Annotated in this window: 17 protein-coding genes; 10 read left to right on the top strand and 7 right to left on the bottom strand. The window is 43.9% G+C overall.

The genetic code is table 11. The features are described 5' to 3' along the window. The first annotated feature begins 334 nt into the window (after positions 1-334). A complete protein-coding gene (locus VB836_RS26320; protein WP_323223974.1) occupies positions 335-919 on the top strand; it encodes a hypothetical protein in 585 nt (194 codons plus the stop codon). 126 nt (positions 920-1,045) lie between these two features. Here VB836_RS26320 and tnpA read toward each other — a convergent pair whose 3' ends face one another. Next, the gene (gene tnpA / locus VB836_RS26315; protein ID WP_323223972.1) at positions 1,046-1,456 is read right to left on the bottom strand and encodes an IS200/IS605 family transposase; all 411 of its coding nucleotides are present in this window, start codon (positions 1,454-1,456) and stop codon (positions 1,046-1,048) included. A gap of 29 nt (positions 1,457-1,485) precedes the next feature. On the opposite strand from tnpA, the gene VB836_RS26310 reads away from it, so the two are divergent. The 4 genes from VB836_RS26310 to VB836_RS26295 all read left to right on the top strand — a co-directional run bounded on the left by VB836_RS26310 (position 1,486) and on the right by VB836_RS26295 (position 6,017). Further along, entirely contained in the window at positions 1,486-2,748 is a 1,263-nt protein-coding gene (locus VB836_RS26310; RefSeq protein WP_323223970.1) for an RNA-guided endonuclease InsQ/TnpB family protein, read from the top strand. A gap of 377 nt (positions 2,749-3,125) precedes the next feature. Beyond that, positions 3,126-4,325 carry a sigma-70 family RNA polymerase sigma factor gene (locus tag VB836_RS26305; protein ID WP_323223968.1) on the top strand — a complete coding sequence of 400 codons (1,200 nt, stop codon included), beginning with the start codon at positions 3,126-3,128 and terminating at the stop codon, positions 4,323-4,325. 46 nt (positions 4,326-4,371) lie between these two features. Next, positions 4,372-5,823, top strand: a complete 1,452-nt coding sequence (locus tag VB836_RS26300; protein ID WP_323223966.1) for a glycoside hydrolase family 13 protein — start codon at positions 4,372-4,374, stop codon at positions 5,821-5,823. Further along, positions 5,820-6,017, top strand: coding sequence for a hypothetical protein (locus tag VB836_RS26295; RefSeq protein WP_323223964.1), 198 nt, complete (start codon positions 5,820-5,822; stop codon positions 6,015-6,017). The genes VB836_RS26300 and VB836_RS26295 overlap by 4 nt, the downstream gene beginning before the upstream one ends. A gap of 26 nt (positions 6,018-6,043) precedes the next feature. On the opposite strand, the gene VB836_RS26290 is transcribed toward VB836_RS26295, so the two are convergent. Beyond that, positions 6,044-7,723: an alkaline phosphatase family protein gene (locus VB836_RS26290; protein WP_046281034.1), complete on the bottom strand. Its 1,680-nt coding sequence runs from the start codon at positions 7,721-7,723 to the stop codon at positions 6,044-6,046. A gap of 758 nt (positions 7,724-8,481) precedes the next feature. Between VB836_RS26290 and VB836_RS26285 the strand changes: the two genes are divergently transcribed. Next, positions 8,482-9,471 (top strand): glycosyltransferase, encoded by a 990-nt coding sequence (locus VB836_RS26285; protein WP_323223996.1) that lies wholly within the window; start codon positions 8,482-8,484, stop codon positions 9,469-9,471. Between the two features lie 76 nt (positions 9,472-9,547). Next, positions 9,548-10,135, top strand: coding sequence for a serine acetyltransferase (locus VB836_RS26280; protein WP_323223961.1), 588 nt, complete (start codon positions 9,548-9,550; stop codon positions 10,133-10,135). A 44-nt stretch (positions 10,136-10,179) separates the two neighbouring features. Here the strand turns inward: VB836_RS26280 and VB836_RS26275 are convergent, their stop codons facing one another. Continuing rightward, on the bottom strand, positions 10,180-11,820 hold the full coding sequence (locus tag VB836_RS26275; RefSeq protein WP_323223959.1) for a serine/threonine-protein kinase: 1,641 nt from the start codon (positions 11,818-11,820) through the stop codon (positions 10,180-10,182). Between the two features lie 408 nt (positions 11,821-12,228). Here VB836_RS26275 and pheT point away from each other — a divergent pair, with 408 nt between their 5' ends. From pheT to VB836_RS26260, 3 genes are all read left to right on the top strand, one after another. After that, positions 12,229-14,685, top strand: a complete 2,457-nt coding sequence (gene pheT / locus VB836_RS26270; protein ID WP_323223958.1) for a phenylalanine--tRNA ligase subunit beta — start codon at positions 12,229-12,231, stop codon at positions 14,683-14,685. A 354-nt stretch (positions 14,686-15,039) separates the two neighbouring features. Then, positions 15,040-15,399, top strand: coding sequence for a hypothetical protein (locus tag VB836_RS26265; protein ID WP_323223956.1), 360 nt, complete (start codon positions 15,040-15,042; stop codon positions 15,397-15,399). A 76-nt stretch (positions 15,400-15,475) separates the two neighbouring features. Beyond that, positions 15,476-15,865, top strand: a complete 390-nt coding sequence (locus VB836_RS26260) for a DUF2780 domain-containing protein (RefSeq protein ID WP_323223955.1) — start codon at positions 15,476-15,478, stop codon at positions 15,863-15,865. A gap of 252 nt (positions 15,866-16,117) precedes the next feature. On the opposite strand, the gene pip is transcribed toward VB836_RS26260, so the two are convergent. The 4 genes from pip to VB836_RS26240 all read right to left on the bottom strand — a co-directional run bounded on the left by pip (position 16,118) and on the right by VB836_RS26240 (position 20,416). Beyond that, positions 16,118-17,068, bottom strand: coding sequence for a prolyl aminopeptidase (gene pip, locus VB836_RS26255; RefSeq protein WP_323223953.1), 951 nt, complete (start codon positions 17,066-17,068; stop codon positions 16,118-16,120). A gap of 193 nt (positions 17,069-17,261) precedes the next feature. After that, on the bottom strand, positions 17,262-18,653 hold the full coding sequence (gene argH, locus VB836_RS26250) for an argininosuccinate lyase (RefSeq protein WP_323223951.1): 1,392 nt from the start codon (positions 18,651-18,653) through the stop codon (positions 17,262-17,264). 73 nt (positions 18,654-18,726) lie between these two features. Then, a complete protein-coding gene (locus tag VB836_RS26245; RefSeq protein ID WP_323223949.1) occupies positions 18,727-18,951 on the bottom strand; it encodes a hypothetical protein in 225 nt (74 codons plus the stop codon). Beyond that, entirely contained in the window at positions 18,938-20,416 is a 1,479-nt protein-coding gene (locus VB836_RS26240; RefSeq protein ID WP_323223947.1) for a GAF domain-containing SpoIIE family protein phosphatase, read from the bottom strand. The genes VB836_RS26245 and VB836_RS26240 overlap by 14 nt, the downstream gene beginning before the upstream one ends. Between the last annotated feature and the right edge of the window lies 1 nt (position 20,417).

Raw genomic sequence — 20,417 nt, 5'->3', positions numbered from 1 at the left:
CAGCCAGATTCCGTAATCTGAGAAAATGTTATTGTAGCTAGGGAAGTAATTTTTCATCAAGCTGGAAAACTTGCTAAAGACAATGGAGAGTTAGCCGAAGAACCGATTAAACTGACGCTGAGGATCAACAAATCTATATAGCCCAGAAGAAAGTAAATCTGTGCCGGGTAATATCTGTTTGAACATTGACTCATCTGACGCTCTCAATTTTAAATATTGACTAAACCGGGGTAAACTAGAGACTTTCATCCAGTGGATATCCAAACGTTCTCAGCCCCATCTATTCCCAAAATCATCAAGACGACTCTCATTTGAACATCAAGGACAAAGACTCATGAAAAACTCTTCCCCCTCCCCCAAAATTCAAGCTGAGATGGATTTACTGGATGCACTGTTTGATAGCGATCAGCCCTATGCTTGGAACTTCTCTGAATTTGACTCAGAACTCGATCTTTGTGAACTCGACGAACAACTCGCCCTCTGTGATTGTTTAACCGACGAAGATGTACAACAGAGGTTACAAACCCTACTGACTCAAGTCGAAGATTTATGGTCTGTCACCACTCTAGAAAAATCTCTCCTGCGAAAATTTGCTGACTGCGTTCCTCAACAGCTACTCCAACAACTCGCGAAAAACGCTATCCGCCTCAAGCAACAAGTCGGTCATGTGTCAGCTAGCTTCGCCGAGCAACTGGTACAGTGTACCCAAGAGATCTTACCGCACTGGCAAGAAGAAGACTTACAGGTTTTAGCCCGTCCCTTTGCCTACGCGATGCGGGGAGGAGAAACCGAACGACTGGAATCTACCCTAAATACTGCAACCGTAGTACAATGGCAAGACTTATCTGACCTCGAACAAGCAAGAATGGGTTTAGCGATCGCCCGTTATGCCTTAGCAGAATTAGAACAAAATTCTTAACCGTCTTCAGCATCACAACAGTCAACTCCAGAATCTTTGAAGTCGAGCAAGCCCATCGGAATCTGTCCAACTTTCTGCCGATAAGGGGTCGCCCGTTATAATGGGAAGCATTTAGCGGGTGGGGAATTATCGGATAGGGTCTTGGTTTTCCACATACTTTTTTAACTGTTCGACAGTCACGCCCCCACAAGAAGCGAGGAAATAAGAGCCAGTCCAGAACGTAGGCTTACTATAATATTTAGCTAGATATTCAGAATACTCTTTTCTGATTAACCGACTAGATACTGTTTTCAGATTGGCAATCAATTTACTGAGTTGAACTTGTGGAGGATAGGCAAACAGCAAATGAACATGATCGCTCTCTCCATTGAACTCGACAAGCTTACAATTCCACTTGTGACAGGTTTCATCAAATATCGTTCCTAGTCTATCTAGCATCTGTTTAGATATGATCTTTTTACGATATTTCGTTACCAGTACCAGGTGAGCAGTAAGTGAGTAAACAGATCTAAAACCCTTCTCATAAGTGCTTGTCATAAAAAGCGGTAAGTGATATAATCAGACCTATGATAATCACTCATTGCTATAAAATCAAGCCAAGTCAACAGCAGATAGCCCAAATGGAGGACTGGTTGGATCTGTTAAGACGACACTGGAATTATGCACTCGGTCAACGTCTCGACTGGTTAATGAGAACTCGTTGTTATATTGACCGATGTTCGTTAATTTCATGCCCGATTGGTGAAATACCTGCAAAAGTTGATTATTACTCACAACAATCAGAACTTAAGGAAACCAAGCGATTATTTCCCAATTATAAAGAGATTTATTCAGAAGTTCAGCAGATTAATTTGCAACGACTAAAGATCGCTTGGGAGCGTTGGCTAATTCCCGAGCAATCAGGTAAACGTTGCGGAAAGCCAAGATTCAAAAAAGTTGGGTCTTTAAGGTCTTTCAGTTTCAGTCGAGTTAATCACCCGAAAGCAGCTATCAAATTTGATGGTAAAAACATCATTACAACTCGAATTGGTATTATTCCTGTTGTTGTTCATCGTCCTATCCCTGATGGATTTGTAATTCAGACAGCAACAATCGTTAAAAAAGCCGATGGGTGGTATGTTTGCTTTAGCTTAAAAGATGATTCTGTGCCGGAATTATTGCCCGTTTATCGGATAAAAACTGGTGTAGGCGTCGATGTTGGACTGAAAGAGCTTTGTGTTACTTCAACGGGTGAAACCTTTCCGTTTAAACGCTTCTACCGAAAAGCTCAAACTCAATTAGCTAGAGGGCAACGGAAATTATCAAGAAAGCAAAAACGGTCTAATAACTACCTGAAACAACTCAATCGAGTTCAACGAATTCACCAGAAAATACAACGACAACGTAAACAGCAACATTATAAAATTGCTCACTCACTGGTCAACCGATATGACCTGATTGCTGTAGAGGATTTAAACATTAAAGGATTAGCTCGGACACCTTTAAGCAAGTCGATTCTTGATGCGGGTTGGGGTGGGTTTTTAACAAGATTGGAAGCAGTAGCGGTAAAACGCGGCATTCAATTTGTTAAAGTTTCAGCCTATGGGACAACTCAAGAATGCTCTAGTTGTGGTACGAATGTACCAAAAGATTTGTCTGTTAGAACCCATGAATGTCCGAAATGTCAGGTGGTTTTAGATCGCGATGAAAATGCTGCGCTTAACATTTTCAACCGAGCATTAAACGAGGTGGGTATCATCTTGTCTGCCTGTGCAGGCTTAGTCAGTAGACAGCCTTTGAAGCAGGAAACTTCTAGAACAGAGGAATACATTCAACTTTCTGTATCTTAGAAGCCCCCGTTATAATCCGCAGGATTTAACGGAGGGAGAACTTCACTATCTTGGCTCTCACACCGAACTCAGACCCGCTCATCAAGCTCGAAGTCTGAATTCTTCCTGAAATACAAGCCTCTAAAACGCCTGTCTCACTCCTCAAGCGCAATGCTTGACCGTTTTCTCGAAAAAACTTCTCCTCCATTCCTGACATCTTACTCAAAAGGTTGAAGTTAAACCTGATACCGATTGAATGTCAGATTTTTTCTAGATAGACCGTTAGGATAGAAAGATAGCTAAAACCCTCGCTAAAATGAATAGAGCTAGCGTTCTAGCGTGCATCTGGCTCCTTGTTTGAGGAAAAATCCAGTTGTACATCTTTTCAAACCCCCGAAATGGATGGATTCATGCGTCCTCGTCAAGGCTTGATTGAGACTTTTTCCACGTTCGTACAGTTTACAGAGGATTATTTTAACAGTTGGGTGACTGACCCTAAACTGCGTCGCAGTATGGATCGCTGTCTAAAGACACAGCCCCAATCTCCCGGATCAGAAAAGTTTTGGGTGCATTACTGGCATAAACAGTGGCAAACGGCATCCTCAACCGCCCAAGCCCATTTACTGGCTTACCTGCAAGAAGCTTGCTATTGGAGCGCTCGTAAAACGGTGAAAGCCGGCTTTGCCGGGATGAATTTGAGTATCGCTGATTTATTTCAAATCGCCCTCACCCAAGCTGAACGCATTCTCAATGGATTTAACCCTGATCGCGGTTCAACGCTCAAAGATTACGCCAGCGTTGCTTTTAAGTCAATCATTCGCGATATTCTTCGCCAACGCCGAGAAACCGATATTTGTAGCGACTGGGCGCTCTTACGAAAACTTAGTCAGAAGCGACTGCGAGAATCTCTACAAAACGCCGGAATTAGCTCTGAAAATCAACTAGAAGAGTATATTTTGGCTTGGACTTGCTTCAAAACCCTCTATGTCCCCGCTCAAGCCACTGGAAGCCGTCAACTGACGAAACCTGATCCGGCAACCTGGGAAGCGATCGCCCAACTGTATAATCAACACAAACAAACGCAATTATCGCAACACATCCCATCCGGTTCTCCCGCCACTCTCGAACGTTTGCTGACTCAATCAGCAAAATGGGCCAGACTCTATCTTTATCCGGCTGTCAGTTCCTTGAATATGCCCAAAGCAGAGGGAGAAACGCGAGAAATTGTTGAGGACATCCCCGATCCCAGTCAGCCCATGTTAGCGGAATTAATCGCCCAAGAAGAAGCCCAAGATCGACAAACCCAACAAACCCAACTCAAGCAAATTCTAACGGACGCTCTCGAACGCCTCAAGCCTGACGTTTTACAAATTCTGCAACTTTACTACGCTCAAGAGTTAACCCAGCAGCAAATCGCCCAACAACTGGAGATCCAGCAATATACTGTTTCCAGGCGCCTCAGCAAAGCCAGAGAAGCCCTCCTCAAAGCCCTCGCCCAATGGAAACAAAACACTTTAGGCGGAGATTTAACCTCAGAAGCGATCGCTGAGATTAGTATACTTCTAGAAGAATGGTTACACAGTTACTCGTGGGAATAGCCGCTTCCTCGATTACCATAAAAACTGAAAATTATCAAGGTGATTAATGAATATTCAAACTCCAGATTGGGTTAAACAGGCCGTATTCTACCAAATATTCCCTGATCGTTTTGCCAAAAGTGAAAAATCCCGCTCTGAATTTCTAATGATGCCCAACTGGGAAGAATGGGATACACCCCCCACTGTCCAGGGCTACAAAGGCGGTGACTTGTGGGCTGTTATCGAAAAATTAGATTATATCCAAGATCTCGGCATTAATGCCATCTACTTTACACCGATTTTTCAGTCAGCTTGCAATCACCGTTATCATACTCACGACTACTATCAAGTTGACCCAATTTTAGGCGGAAATAAAGCGCTCAAAGCACTCCTTGATGCGGCTCACGAACGCCATATTAAAATAGTCTTAGATGGAGTCTTTAACCACGCTAGTCGCGGTTTTTTCTTCTTTAACGATATCTTAGAAAACGGTCCTTATTCTCCTTGGTTAAATTGGTTTAAAATCGAAGGCTGGCCTTTATCGCCCTATGATGGCAGCCAACCTGCAAATTATGTTGGTTGGGCAGGAAATCGGGCTTTACCTGCATTTAACCATGATAATCCCGAAGTGCGAGAATATATCATGCGGATTGCAGAATATTGGCTGGAATTTGGCATTGATGGTTGGCGGCTAGATGTTCCCTTTGAAATCAAAACTCCGGGTTTTTGGCAAGAATTTCGTCAACGAGTCAAAGCCGTTAACCCGGAAGCTTATATTGTCGGGGAAGTATGGATAGACTCTCGTCCTTGGTTGGATGGAACCCAATTTGACGGTGTGATGAATTATTTATTTACAGCACCCACAATTGCGTTTACAGCCGGAGAACGAGTCCGAATGGATTTAGTAGAAGGGCTTTCTTATTATCCCTATCCAGCGCTTTCTGCGGCTGAATATGCGGTCAAAATTAACGAGTTGTTAAACCTTTATCCTTGGGAAATTCAACTCACCCAATTGAACCTACTCGATAGCCATGATACTGCTCGTTTACTCTCTGTTGCTAATGGAGATAAAGCTAGTGTAGAACTCGCGACTTTATTATTACTGACATTTCCCGGTGCGCCGAGCATTTATTATGGAGATGAAGTGGGTTTAGCCGGAGAACTTGATCCAGACAGTCGGCGAGGATTTCCTTTTCAAAAGGCGTGGGATGAACACACGCTGAATTATCATAAACAATTAATTGCTCTTCGTCATCAATATCGGGCTTTAAAAATCGGCGGTTATCAAATCTTGTTTGCTGAAGGTTTAGTTTATGGGTTTGCTCGGATTTTCGAGGATGAAGAAGTGATTGTTGTCGTTAATAGTGCCACTCAATCTGTTAATATAACGATGCAAGCAGGTTCCCTCAAATCTCGTCCTGAAAAAGTTTTATATGGTCATGCTGAACTCTCTTGGGAAGGAGAAAACTTAACGTTAAATCTGCCTGAACGTAGCGGTTGTATTTTAGCAGTTGCGTGACTCTGTTCACTGTTACCATTTTATTAATCAGAAGCCAACTTTTCCGATCTCGTTTAGGTGGAAAATATCATGGGGCGTTGAACGGTGAAGAACAGCGCGATCGCCAAAAACCCCTAAACGCAAAGAGCGATAGTATTAGCCCTGGACTAACCTCTATCGCTGTTGATCATAAACACAAATTACGGGGTTACTGAAATTGACGAATGTCGCGATCGCTCAATTAAGCCGTAACAACCGGTTGATTCGTTCGCAAAGGCAAGGGTTTACCCTCCATATGTTCTGGGATGGGTGCGCCCATTAAATCTAGAATAGAAGGGGCTAAATCCAGAGCATGACCGGAAGATAAGGTAGACCCAGGTGCAATATCGGGGCCTGTCGCTAAGATAAACCCTTCAGCCCGATGGCTGGCGGCGCGATAGGGAGGGAATGGGCCAAAACGACCGTATTCTGGACTTTCTATCACATCAGTTGCATATTCTTCTTGCCAAACCACAATCAAGTCGGGATCGGGTAATTTGGGATTGCGATCGGCGGCGTTTTTGCGGGTGCGAACGATATGACTGACCATTGGAATACCCTTGCGAGCATCTTTGAGGGCGTAAAGCTTCTCACAGAGTTCGTCACAAACCGCATCGTACTCCGTAGGATCGACAATTCCGTTGGGTTCACGACCTTTGAGGTTAATCCGTACATAACCCTCAGCAAAACTGGGAATCGCAAAAGCTTTCATCTTCGGCCAGAGCGGTTTGTACCACTGAGCCGGGTTCCAAGGAACAACGGTTTCTCCCTGACGTTTGAGTTGGAACGGAGAAATTAAATCAAATTCGCCCCGAGCATCAATATAAGGCTCAATCAGCTTAAAAATCCGAGTGGGTGTTTCTCGTCTGAGGAAGCGGCGAATTGGGTTAGGATCGGACTTCTCACCCCACAAATGCCGTTCCCAGTAGTTCCACTTCATCTTGGTAATCGGTGGCGGTAAGGGTTCAGAGGTTTTGCCATCGCCAATCCCGCATTTCCCAGGGAAACTGTAGCGATAGAGAAACTCAGGTAAGAAAATAAAACTTGGTAAGTCAATCACTGCCGCCCCAGTACCATGACCTGAGAAAATCACCACATGAGCATTTTCTGGAGCCTGGGTTAAGATCTCACCAATCGCTTTATCCATCGCTTGGTAAACCGCTAACAGAGGGTCGTGGGACACCTGGGGTCGCAGTTTTTCATAGAGGGGATGGTCGGGTTGGCTGAGATGCCAGAAGACGTGACCACCACCATGAGATTCACTGAATACGGTTAAGAATAAATCCCAAGGCTTACGCTGGAGCAAATCTTGACAAATTGCCGATCGCCGTTCAATCCCGGTGAGAAATCTTTCTTCAAGTTGCATGGTGGTTTTCACATCGAGGCAAACCGCATAATCCTTGTGAAGACCCGGATGGGGGCCATGCTTGTCAATGATCTCTTGGTAGAGGGATTCTGGTATAGAGTCACTGGGAATTTGAGGAGAGTGAGCCCCCCAAGCTCCGATTTGCAAGCCCTGGGTTTGAGGGTTGAGTCGCAGTTGGGGAACATCAAAGGTGATCACTCGGTAATCTTCTCCCAAAGCGGTGAAAGGAAGATATTCTTTGTAGTCGTAAGCGGCACGAGTTTCGGTCTCATAAGTCCCTTCGCGAAACCCCATTGCTGCCCAATACCCGGTTTTTTCAGGACGACAACCTGTGGAAAAAGTTGTCCAAGCTGTTTCAACGTTAGAGTCTTTGAAGTTCTGTAAACGGCTATAGATGCCTTGCTCACGTAAACGGCTTAGATTTTTTAAATATCCCTTAGACATCCACTCTTCGAGTAAAGGAGGTTGAGCAGAATCTAATCCAATAGCAATAACAGGATTCTTCGAGTTTTGCATAAAATCAGCCTCAGTTAATTCAGGATTGCGCTTCTGTACAGAAGCTTCTCAGTCAATTTTTACCAGAGCTTTTAACTGCTTTATAAAACTGATATAACGCGGTACAAACCGTGTTAATGTTTACTTCCTGTCTTGCAAAGTTCCTTCTCGAGCGGTTTCCGCCGAGATCGGACTTTGCGCTGCATCACCCCGGACTGTCAGCAGCACCCGGTCAGACAGGCATTTCACCAAGAAGCCCTCGGCATAACCTTCTAAATTCAGGCTCTCGACAATTCCAGGGACGCCTCTGCTTCCTGGCTTCTAGGGGGTCAATATCCCAAGACTTCGATCACCCTTTCCCCAGTCTTTCTGAAGTTCACCAGATGGATAGTTAAAACTTTTGTCAATAACTAGAAGTAGACCCAAGCTTCTTTGAGCAAGCAACCCTTTCTGCACAACGGTTGAACATTCACAATTGACGGGTTACAGAAGTCAAGACTTCTGTATTTCCACCACTTCAATGGTGAGTCTGTGTTTTGATAAGATGCACGTGTTGATTATACTCTAGTTCTTCAGAGAACGTCCATAACTCAATCTCCAACTTACAAGATCTTTAAAATCCCATGAGGTTCAAAGCAATAGGACTTCTAATTTGCTAAAGCCCCAAAATTTCTCCTGAAAATTTCTTGAAGATTAGAGAGAGTATGCTAACCTAATACTTAATGGTGCAACCTGTTAACTTGTTAACCTCCTCAAGTCAATAATAATTAGTGAATAGATTGAATCAAGTCGGACTAATTGCTATCGGACGCAATGAAGGTCAACGCTTGCGTCAATGTCTACTTTCCGGGCTAGGGAAAGTAGATTGTATCGTTTACGTCGATTCCGGTTCAACAGATGGTAGCGTAGATATGGCGCGATCGCTAGGCGTTGAGGTGATCGAACTTGACCTTTCAATTCCCTTTACTGCCGCTCGCGCTCGCAATGCCGGATTTATTCATCTCCGACAAACTCACCCTCAGATTGAATTTGTCCAATTTGTTGATGGTGACTGTGAAGTTGTTGACGGTTGGCTGGAAAAGGCTCTACAAGAACTTGTAGACAAATCTGATGTTGGGGTGGTTTGTGGACGCCGCCGAGAACGTTTCCCTGAATCCACAGTTTACAATCAGTTGTGTGATATTGAATGGAATACTCCGGTTGGGGAAGCTGAAGCCTGTGGGGGTGACTCGATGATGCGAGTCAAAGCCTTTGAACAAGTCGGGGGATTTAATGATTCTATTATTGCCGGAGAGGAACCGGAACTCTGTGTGCGGCTACGTCAACAGGACTGGAAAATTCTTCGCCTAGATGCCGAAATGACCCTCCATGATGCTCAGATGAGCCGTTGGAATCAGTGGTGGAAACGGATGCTCAGAGCGGGTCATGCCTACGCAGAAGGCGCTTGGATACATGGTCAATCTCCCCAACGACATTGGGTGAAAGAAAGCCAGAGTATTTGGTTATGGGGGTTGTTTATTCCTCTGTTGACATTGGCACTCGCTTTTCCGACCCATGAATTCAGTCTATTGTTCCTGGTCGGCTATCCAGTTCTGACCTACCGAATTTATAAATATTATACCCAACAACGGGGTTATTCTAGCCGGGACTCTGCTCTCTACGCGGTATCCTGTGTCCTGGGTAAATTTCCGCAACTTCAAGGCCAGATGCAATTTCATATTAATCGATTACTGGGTCGTCGGCGAACATTAGTCGAATACAAAACATAGCAGAATTTCCCAGTAAACTGTATGAATTGCATTAACATGAGCTACATTAGAAGACTGTTAATGTATTAATTAAAGTATGGAAAATTCTCTAGAATCTGCCCAAATGTCTGAAAAAAGAAAGCCTGTAATTTCGGCAACAGATCCCGATTGGAATCGAGAAAAAATGGAGCGTTGGTGGTCTCCTGGTAAACAACTTCTCAAGTCAATTCGTCAATACCAAAAAGTGCAAAAACGCGGGGATATTGTCGCTAAGTTGTTCAAGAATATACACACCCTTGAGCATCGATTTTGGAGTGCTGTATCCGGTGCAGATATTCCCTTAAACTGTCAGCTAGGGGGCGGATTGGTGATTACTCATCCCAACGGAATTGTGATTCATCCTCAAGCTTCTATCGGCCCTAATTGTCTAATTTTACAACAAGTTACAATTACGCGAGATGTTCAAATTGGGGGCCATGTGGACATCGGAGCAGGTGCTAAAATTCTGAAGAAAGCAAAGGTTGGAGATCATGCTAAAATTGGGGCAAATGCTGTTGTCATCTGTGATATTCCGCCAGGAGCAACAGCAGTCGGTGTTCCGGCTAGAGTTATTCCGGCTAAGAAGACTCACTTAGAAGAGGATTCCTCGCCCTCTCTCGACGAGAATTCAGAAGATCTTGATTAAGCAGAACACCCTTGAATATTGGGGAAATCAGAACGGGATTTAGTTTATAACCCAAATTTCCGCTTTCCCTTGGGTAAAACAGTACGCCAGTTTGTTTTAGCGAAAGCCAGTTGTTGGTCAGACACTAAAGCATGAGTTAGGTTAGCTCCACAGAGATTAACACCTCGCAGGTTAGCATAGCTCAAATTGGCGTAGGTGAGATTTGCACCGCGTAAATCGGCATTTTCTAAGTTGGCATAACTGAAACGAGCATGAGTTAAATTAGCATCTTTGAAAATGGCATCGCTGAGGGATGCTCGACTCAAATCAACTTTGGATAAATCGGCATTTTGAAAATTGGTCTGTTGTAAGCGAGATTCGGTAAAATAAGCACCGGAAAACTTTTCGTTTCGCAAGTCTAAACCCTGGAGATCACAATCGGTAAAATAGCGCTCACCTCTAGCATAAGCATTGCGTAAGCTTGTTTCATCCCAACGATTTGAGTTATTTCTAGCCCGAGTATGAGCTGCTGAGGTAAACAGACTTACAGTTGGAGCGCCCTGAGTCGCGCTCAAACCCGCATCTACAGAAGCAAAGTTTTCTCCGAGTTGAGTATAGTCTTTTTTCAGACGACGTGCTTTTTGTTCTCGAATCTGTTGAGCCTGAGCCGCGAACGGTCGCAATGCAGTATGCTCATCATCATTGTAGACGGTCGTTTGATCGTCGGCGGCCTCTAATTGAGTCGGTGCTTCCGGGGCGCGAGGTGCAGGCTGAACCGCCAGTCCATGAGAAAAATCGGTGTAAAACTCTGTTTCATGATCCAACGCACCTAAAACGTCTTCGGCGGACTGGTAACGTTGATAAACAGACATCTCCAACATTTTTTGTAAAATATAGGCAAACGAATCACTCACCGAAATCAGCGATCGCCATAACACTTCCCCCGTCATGGGATTATGATCGAGAGAACTTGGAGATTTTCCGGTCATTAGATAAACACAAGTCATCCCCACCGCATAAATATCACTGGCATAAACCGGGCGCAGAGCCATCTGTTCAGGCGGTGCAAAACCAGATGTCCCGATCGCAAAATTAGTAAACGCCGTCTGTCCGGTTCCAAATTCCGTCACCTGTTTGACTTCATCTTTAACCGCTCCAAAATCAATCAAAACTAATCGCCGATCTTGAACGCGCCTTAAAATATTAGCCGGTTTAATATCGCGGTGAATGACTTCATTGGAGTGAATATAGCTGAGAATCGGCAGGATTTCCCGTAAAAACGCTTTAATCTCTTCTTCTGTATATAAACCCAATTGCTGAACTTCTTCTTTTAAATTACAGCCTTCAACGTATTCTTGAACTAAATAAAATTGCTGTTTACCTGAAAAATAATCAAGTAGTCGGGGAATTTGAGGATGATCGCCAATTTTGCCCAAGGTTTTCGCTTCCCGTTGGAAAAGCTGGCGTGCCATCTCCAATATTTTAGAGGATTTTGCCGCCGGACGGAGTTGTTTAACGACACATTTGGGAGAACCGGGCAAAGACAAGTCCTCAGCTAAAAACGTTGCTCCAAACCCACCCTTACCCAGAGGTTTCATCACATGATAGCGATTTTGCAAGACCAATTTTGACCGACAGGCCTGACATTGTGAGGCATCCTCCGGGTTTTCAGGATGGGGACAATCTGGATTGATACAGTAACTCATAGTCTTTGAGAATGCTTCAACTTCAAGTTTAGCGGAGATAGACAATACAGCCATTCACCCAGAATCATTCGGAATTTGAGACACTGATTATGACCGACAATGGGTTGAACTTTACTTGCTTTGTATAATGACAGCCAGCAATGGCAGCAATATCCTGTCAATAGATAGTTTCCCCCTATTACTATTATTCACCAGATCAATAAGAAATTCCTGAAATTTTAACGCAGTCAGCCCAATTTTCACTAGGTGCTGAACTTTCCGCTTTCCTCTATGATGAGAACTGGACAATCAAACCGCCTGAACTCAAGCTAAACACCGATAGCAGAGTTGATCAGTCCATTTTGACGATAGACCTGCTGCTAGGTCTGAAAACCTCCTAAGTACGAACACTGAACCCCTGATAAAAGAATGCGTATCTCTCTAAATTGGCTGCGAGAATTAGTAGATATTAACATGACTCCCGAACAGTTAGCCGAAACTCTAACTGTAGCTGGCTTTGAAGTCGAAGACATCGAAGATCGCAGCAGTTGGGCGTCGGGAGTTGTTTTGGGCAAAATTCTAGAAGCCACTCAACACCCCAATGCGGACAAACTGAGAGTCTGTCAAGTTGATATTGGTGCTGCTGAACCCTTAAATATAGTCTGTGGCGCACCCAATGCCAAGACTGATTTAATTGTCGCTGTAGCCACAATTGGGACTTATTTACCCAAAGTTGATCTCAAACTGAAAAAAACCAAACTGCGGGGCGTTCCTTCTGAGGGAATGATCTGTTCTTTATCGGAATTAGGGTTAGAAAAAGAATCCCCAGGAATTCACTCTTTCAATCTGGAAAACCCTGAACTGGGCAGTGATGTTAGACCTTTACTCGGTTTAGATGATGTGATCTTAGATGTCACCGCTACTGCTAACCGAGCCGATGGTTTAAGCATGGTGGGAATTGCTCGAGAAATCGCTGCTTTAACGGCTGCACCTTTACGCATTCCTGAAGCCGCAGGCGTTTTGATCAAAGCTGAAAAAGCCGCTAGAGAATTAAGCGTTAATATTAGCGAACCTCAAGCCTGTTCTATTTATACAGGTACGATCATCGAAGGAATTCAAATCGCCCCTTCTCCCCAATGGCTGAAACAGCGTTTACAAGCGGCGGGTGTTCGACCGATTAATAATGTGGTCGATATTACGAATTATATTCTGTTGGAATGGGGACAACCGCTTCACGCTTTTGATCGCGATCGGCTACAAAAGATGACCGCTTCTGATCACTTAACAATGGGAGTCCGTTTTGGAAAATCGGGCGAATCCCTGAAAACCTTAGACAGTCAAACTCGCTCATTGAAAGACGAAACCCTAGTAATTACAGCGAATGATCAACCCGTCGCCCTGGCTGGAATTATGGGCGGTGAGGAGTCAGAAGTCCATGAAGGAACCCAGAACTTAATGTTAGAAGCGGCAGTTTTTAGTTCTGTAGCCATTCGACGTTCGGCTCGTAGCCAAGGCTTGCGAACAGAAGCTTCTACCCGTTTTGAACGAGGCGTTAATCCGGCTGAATTAGTTCTCGCTTGTCGTCGGGCGATTTCGTTAATCACTGAACTCGCAGGCGGTATTCCCACGCAACAGGAGTCTGCTAGTAATCTGATTGATGATGTGACTTCCTCTCAAGTTTCTCTGCGTTTAAGTCGGACAAATGAGATTTTAGGTTCTCTCAAACGCGGTGAAAATACCTTAGTTGAATCTTTCCTACAACCGGAAGAAGTAGAAGCAATTCTAACAGCATTAGGATGTGGTTTGGTGCGTCAAACTGAGGAAAAAGAGGTTGCTTGGACAGTCACAGTTCCCGCTTATCGAGCGCGAGATTTAGAACGAGAAATTGATCTCATTGAAGAAGTCGCCCGTCTGTATGGTTATGATAATTTTTCTGATACTTTACCCGCTCAAAGTGTACCCGGTTATCTGCCAGCAGATCAGTTAGCCTTGCGACAGATCCGAACTGTATTTCGAGCGGCTGGATTAACCGAATTAATGCACTATTCCTTAGTGAAACAAGAAGGGGAAAATCAAGTTTTGATTGCTAACCCTTTGTTTGTGGAATATTCCGCTTTGAGAACCGAAATGTTATCGGGATTAATTGATGCGTTTGCATTCAATTTAGAAAACGGAAATGGGCCGTTAAATGGCTTTGAAATTGGGCGAGTTTTCTGGAAAGAAGGCGAAATCTATAAAGAAAAAGATGCGCTTGCTGGTATAATAGGAGGTGATCCGATGCAAGGACATTGGACGCAAGGGGGACGAGAACAACCGATCTCTTGGTTTGAAGCCAAAGGAATCCTTGAAGCCATTTTTAAACGGTTGTATTTGTCAGTAGATTATCAACAAGAAAGTCAAATTGAACAATTACACCCTGGAAGAACAGCGTCTTTGTGGTTAAACGGAAATCGTTTAGGAATTTTTGGTCAACTGCATCCTCAACTGCAAGAAAAACGAGAATTACCGAAAGAAGTTTATCTGTTTGAGTTCAATTTATCGCTGTTAATAGAAGCGATGACTCAAGGGGAAAATTCAATCCGAAAATTCAGTTCTTTCTCAACTTTTCCCCCTTCTGATCGGGATATTGCATTTTTTGTTCCCGTGGAAGTTTCAGTTGCCGACTTAGAACAATGTATGATCAAAGCGGCAGGAAATTTGCTAGAATCAATTAAACTATTTGATGAATATCGCGGCGAACACGTTCCTGAAGGTCAACGCAGTTTAGCGTTTCGCCTCGTTTATCGGGCTAGCGATCGCACGTTAACGGATGCAGAAATTGAACCCAAACAGCAAAAAGTTCGTGAGGCGTTAGTCAAGGAGTTTAACGTTGATCTGCGAAGTTAACTGATTTGAGATTGTTGTATAAAAACTAACCACAAAGACACCAAGACACTAAGATTTTTTCCTTTGTGTTCTCTGTGTCTTTGTGTTTTTTATTCTTTGATGAGTAATTTTGCTCAACTGAGCCAGATGAACATAGACAAAAACTCAACAATTTTTTTTATACCCGACGATTGTGGCGATCGCTGATCTTTCCTTGGTACAATAGATTAAACAAATCTTAAAAGTTTTCATTCTGTTCAGAGTGTACATTTTTTTGTATCTTAAGGTTTACTTCATAAACTTTCTCGGAGAGAATGAAGACAGCAGAGAATGATCTCTGTTGTGTTTGCAGTTTAATATGAGGATATTGTCACAATGTTATTTAAATGTGAACTTTGGCCCGGTAGCATCTGTAAATCTGATGTAGCCATTCATTCTAAGCCCGATGGGGGTAAAGTGATCACCGTTACAGAGTTACCCTGGAACACGGGAATCAGTATCGGTCGAGCTTTTGAGATTTTACTCGATCAAATTTGTCAAAAATACTACATCGATCCCGAACGAGTTATGTATTTTGAACGCATACTCGAACGGGGGAGTTTAGTAGATCGTTGGTTTTTAGTTCATTTCGATGTCGTAGAAGGTCAAGTCTGTAACCCCCGTTGGCAAAATGTTAGTTATAGTTTTGTCCGCTCGGCGATGACGCTCTCATTGACAACTCAGGATCGATATTAAACTCAAAACCGAGGAACCTAGTTGAGCAACTTCATACAGTTATGATAAAAGTTGTATGTCGTACTGGTAAAACAAGATGGAACTGGTTGAGATCTTGATCGGTCAACTCGGGGTGCAGGAACAGCAAGCCAAAGGAGGAGCTGGACTCCTCTTTCAATTGGCTCAGGAAAAATTACAAGATGAACAGTTTTCTCAAGTTGCTCAATATGTTCCGGGTATCGGTGAACTTCTGAAAGCCGCTCCTCAAGGGGGAGGAATGATGGGTGCTTTGGGTGACTTGGCCTCAGCAATGGGAGCGCCTGCATCCATTGGAAATTTGGCGACTTTAGCCGCAGGTTTTTCTAAACTGGGCTTAAATACCAGCATGATAAACAAGTTTGTACCGATTATTCTGTCCTATATTCAAGGAAAGGGTGGCATCGGAGCCAGTCAGTTACTTGAACAAATTTTGAAAGAGTTCCTTTAAATGTATAGCAGTTCGCGCTGGTATACTTACAAATTCCAGGCACGAAGAAAAGCCAAAAGCCTGACTATACCGAACTTTCCCCCCAAGAGTGCCTTTTGCCTTTTGCCTTTTGCCTAGCGCTTCGCGCTATAGTTAAGATTGAATCTTTTTAGGGGCGCACTCAGACGGGCGCCCTGTATTCTTTATAATTAAGAAGAAAGACCACGAAGACACGAAGACACAAAGAGATGATTTTTGTTCCGCTACTTTAACTTAATTGGACTCGACAAAGCGATCGCTTGCTTCTATTAATGCTGAACGAATTCCGGGTTCACTCATCGAATGTCCCGCATCAGGAACGACAATTAATTCTGCTTCTGGCCAAGCTTGATGGAGTTCCCAAGCCGTTTTCATCGGACAAACCACATCATAACGTCCTTGAACAATCACTCCCGGAATTTGACGAATTCGATCTATATTTTTTAAGAGTTGATCTTCGGGTTGAAAGAAGCCTCCATTCACAAAATAATGACATTCAATGCGAGCAAATGCTATGGCAAATTCATCTTGACCAAACTTTTGCTTTAAATTGGCATCAACATATAGTTTACTGGTACTTCCTTCCCATATTGACCAAGCTTTTGCGGCTTCTAAACGAATATTGGGATCATCACTATTGAGGCGTTTAGAATAAGCTTGCAGTAAATTATCTCGTTCTTCTAGGGGAATGGGTTTGAGATATTCTTCCCAAGCATCGGGGAAAATATAACTTGCTCCTTCTTGATAAAACCAACGAATTTCAGGCGATCGCAATAGGAATATTCCCCGTAAAATTAAACCCTGACAACGTTCTGGGTGAGTTTCACTATAAGCTAAAGATAAGGTACTTCCCCAACTTCCCCCAAAAACCACCCATTTTTCAACACCTAAACAGGTTCGTAATTTTTCAATATCTCTAACCAGATCCCAGGTTGTATTTTCTCTGAGTTCAGCGTGAGGGGTACTGCGTCCACAACCTCGTTGATCAAACATAATAATACGCCATTTTTCGGGATTGAAATATTGACGATATTCGGGTAAACAACCGCCTCCTGGCCCACCATGTAAAACAACGACGGGTTTTCCTTTTGGGTTTCCCGACTGTTCAAAATAAATGGTGTGCAGATCGCTAACTTTTAAGGTGCCTTGAATATAAGGTTCAATGGGGGGATAAAGTTCTCGCATAGAAGTCGTTTACAGTTTACAGTTTACAGTTTACAGTGACCAGCTTTTACAGTTTACAGTTTACAGTTTACAGTGACCAGTTTTTACAGTTTACAGTTATTAGTTATTAGTTGTCACTGTTGTCTGTTTACTGGTTACTGTTCACTGGTTACTGTTCACTATTTACTGTTCCCTGTTCCCTGTTCCCTGTTCCCTACTGAACTGAATTTAAGCGATCGCGTGCAGCTTTTAGGGCTTTTTTCACTTGTTCAAACCCGGTGCCTCCATAGCTATTTCGGGCTGAAATAACTTGCTTTGGCGTGATCGCATGGTAGATATCATTTTCAAACGCTGGATGTAAACTTTTCCATTCTTCTAAGGTTAAATCTTTCAGTAGTTTTCCGGCTTCTAAACAAGTAATAACCACTTTTCCCACTAAGTTATAAGCTTCGCGGAACGGTACCCCTTTTGTGGCTAAATAGTCAGCTACATCGGTGGCGTTTGAGAAGTCTTCGCTGACGGCTTGAGTTAAACGTTCAGTCTTAAATTCGATGCCTTCTCTTAACAAAATGGTCATCGCTTCTAGACTGCCTTTGACGGTTTTTACGCTATCAAATAAGCCTTCTTTGTCTTCTTGCAGGTCTTTGTTGTAAGCCAAGGGTAACGCTTTCATTATGACTAGCATTGCCTGCAAATGCCCAAAGACTCGCCCTGTTTTTCCGCGTACTAATTCGGGAATATCGGGGTTTTTCTTTTGAGGCATGATACTCGAACCCGTCGAACAGTTGTCTTTGAGGCTAATAAAACTAAATTCCTGAGATGCCCATAGGATCATTTCCTCTGATAAACGGCTCAGATGAACCATGATCAAACTGGCTGCTGCCAGAAATTCTATCGCCCAGTCGCGATCGCTAACCCCGTCTAAGCTATTAGCATAAACTTTGCCGAATGTCAAGAGTTCTGCGCTGTAATGGCGATCAATGGGAAAAGTCGTTCCCGCCAACGCCCCACAACCGAGGGGGGAGATATCCACCCGTTTATAGACATCTCCCAGGCGTTCCCAGTCGCGTTGAGTCATTTCCACATAAGCTAAGAGGTGATGGGCTAAACTGACAGGTTGAGCGCGTTGGAGGTGCGTATAACCGGGGATAGGCGTTTCAACGTGAACTTCCGCCAGATCGAGTAAAACCCGTTGAAAGTCTAGAAGTTGAGTGCGAATTTGTTGAATTTGATCTCGCAGATAGAGGCGAGTATCGGTGCCGACTTGATCATTGCGAGAACGTCCCGTGTGGAGTTTTTTACCGACATCTCCGGTAATTTCCGTTAAACGACGTTCAACCGCGAAATGAATGTCTTCGGCTTCTACTCCGGGATGAAAGTTTCCCTGACGGTATTCTTGGCGAATTTGTTCTAAACCTGCAACGAGTTTTTCACCTTCATCGGGGGAAATAATCCCGGTTTTTGCCAACATTTTCGCATGAGCAATTGAACCTGTGAGATCATACTCGATCAGTTCAATATCAAAGCCAATACTTGCATTGAAAGTCGCGATCGCCGGATGCAAAGCGGTTTTAAACCGATCACTCCATGTTTTTGGATTGGTCATCAGAAATAAGAAATAAGAATTAAGAATTAATCAGGCTCAGGGTGACAGAAAAGCTAGAGTTTTCCCCTTTTATTTAAGGTAAAACACTCCGAATCCACCACCCGACACCGACACCGATCAAAAACGCCCAAAGCTGTCCAGTTTGAATCAAATTATTCCAGACTTTTTGGACGTTTACCAACAGATCTAAATCGCTTTGTTGAGCGATCAGGGTGCAGTTTGATGAGGATTGGCATAACAGGTGAGAAAGAGTATTCACCGATGTCGTCCCATCAAATCCTACATTAAGAAGCATCATCGTCATTATCCTTTGGCAACGGTTGAATCTGCATGACAACTAAGGTCATATCATCAACATTGTGACTACCGGGGCCGACAAATTGTTGAACCTGCTCAAAAATATAATCCAAAATCGCTTGCGATCCCTGGTAATTTTGGCAAGCCCACTCAAAAGCCGCTTGTAAGTTTTCCTCATCAAAGCGTTCACCTTTGTTATTGGCTGCATCCGTCAGTCCATCGGTGTAATAGACAATGATATCTCCAGGGTTCAGTTGAACTTCTGCCTCCGAATAACGAGTATCGGCATCTAAACCAATCAACATTCCCAAAGTATCGAGTTGTTGAATGGAACGAGTAGCCGCTTGCCATAACAATGGCGGATGATGAGCCGCATTGCTGTAAGACAGGATACGAGTTGCTGGATCGTACTCTGAATAAAACAGAGTCACAAAGCGATTAGAGGTTTCCAAATCAGCGTACATGACGCGATTGAGGTGTTGGAGAATTTTAGCAGGGGTGTGGCGGTTGAGGACTTCCGCGCGTAACATTCCCCTGGTCATGGTCATAATTAACCCAGCCGGAACACCTTTTCCCATGACATCGCCGATGACAATACTCCAATTTTCATCTGTTGCTTGAGGATTAGCAGCCCCGGCCTGAGTAGAGCGACTGTCCCGTTGATCGAAATTAGAGGGAATAAAGTCATAGTAATCGCCACCGACTCGGTTAGCGGTTTGACAGTGGGCAGCGACATCGACGCCGGGAATTTTCGGACATTTACGGGGTAATAGACGGACTTGAATTTCGGCGCCTATCTCCAACTCGCGATCGAGGCGTTCTTTTTCCCGTAGAGAAACGGCCAGTTCATCATTGGCGATCGCAACTGCGGTTTGATCGGCGACTAAACGCATCAATTTCTGGCGTGTCGGTGTCCAATGATAGTTCGGGTCATGGCTAAACACGTATAGCCGTCCTCGTTCGGTATTATTGACGAGAATCGCTGTACCGAACACCTGCACCTCTGTCCCTAAAAAGTTGCTGACTTGGTAATCCAGATTAGCAATATAGGATTTGAGCATATTTTTGGGCATCCGATCCACTGAATTGAGGGGCTGGACGCTGACTTGACGAGTTGCGGTTTCTAGGGCTTGACGAATATCGTGACACTGACGGCCTTCTTGACAATGAAGCCGTTGAAAACGCACTTGGCCGTTCGGTTTAAACAAAACGAGGGCGCCGCCATCGGCATCGGTAACACGACTTGCAACGAGGGGAGTGAGTTCTAGAAATTGGTTAAGATTTTTAAAACTCCGTAGAGCAAATCCCAAAGAACTTAATAACTCATTAACATTCTGTTGTTCTCGATGCAAACGAGCGACCAGTTCTTTCAACGTCCTAACGGGGCTAATATCCGTTGGTGTTGATGAACTGGTAAAGGACTCAGTTGAGCGATCAGAATGCTGTGGGAGGGGCAGAGCAGTCATA

It is taken from the genome of Limnoraphis robusta BA-68 BA1 (genome assembly GCF_034932365.1).
Taxonomy (GTDB): Bacteria; Cyanobacteriota; Cyanobacteriia; order Cyanobacteriales; family Microcoleaceae; genus Capilliphycus; species Capilliphycus robustus.
This window is presented reverse-complemented; position numbering and strand designations above follow the sequence as displayed.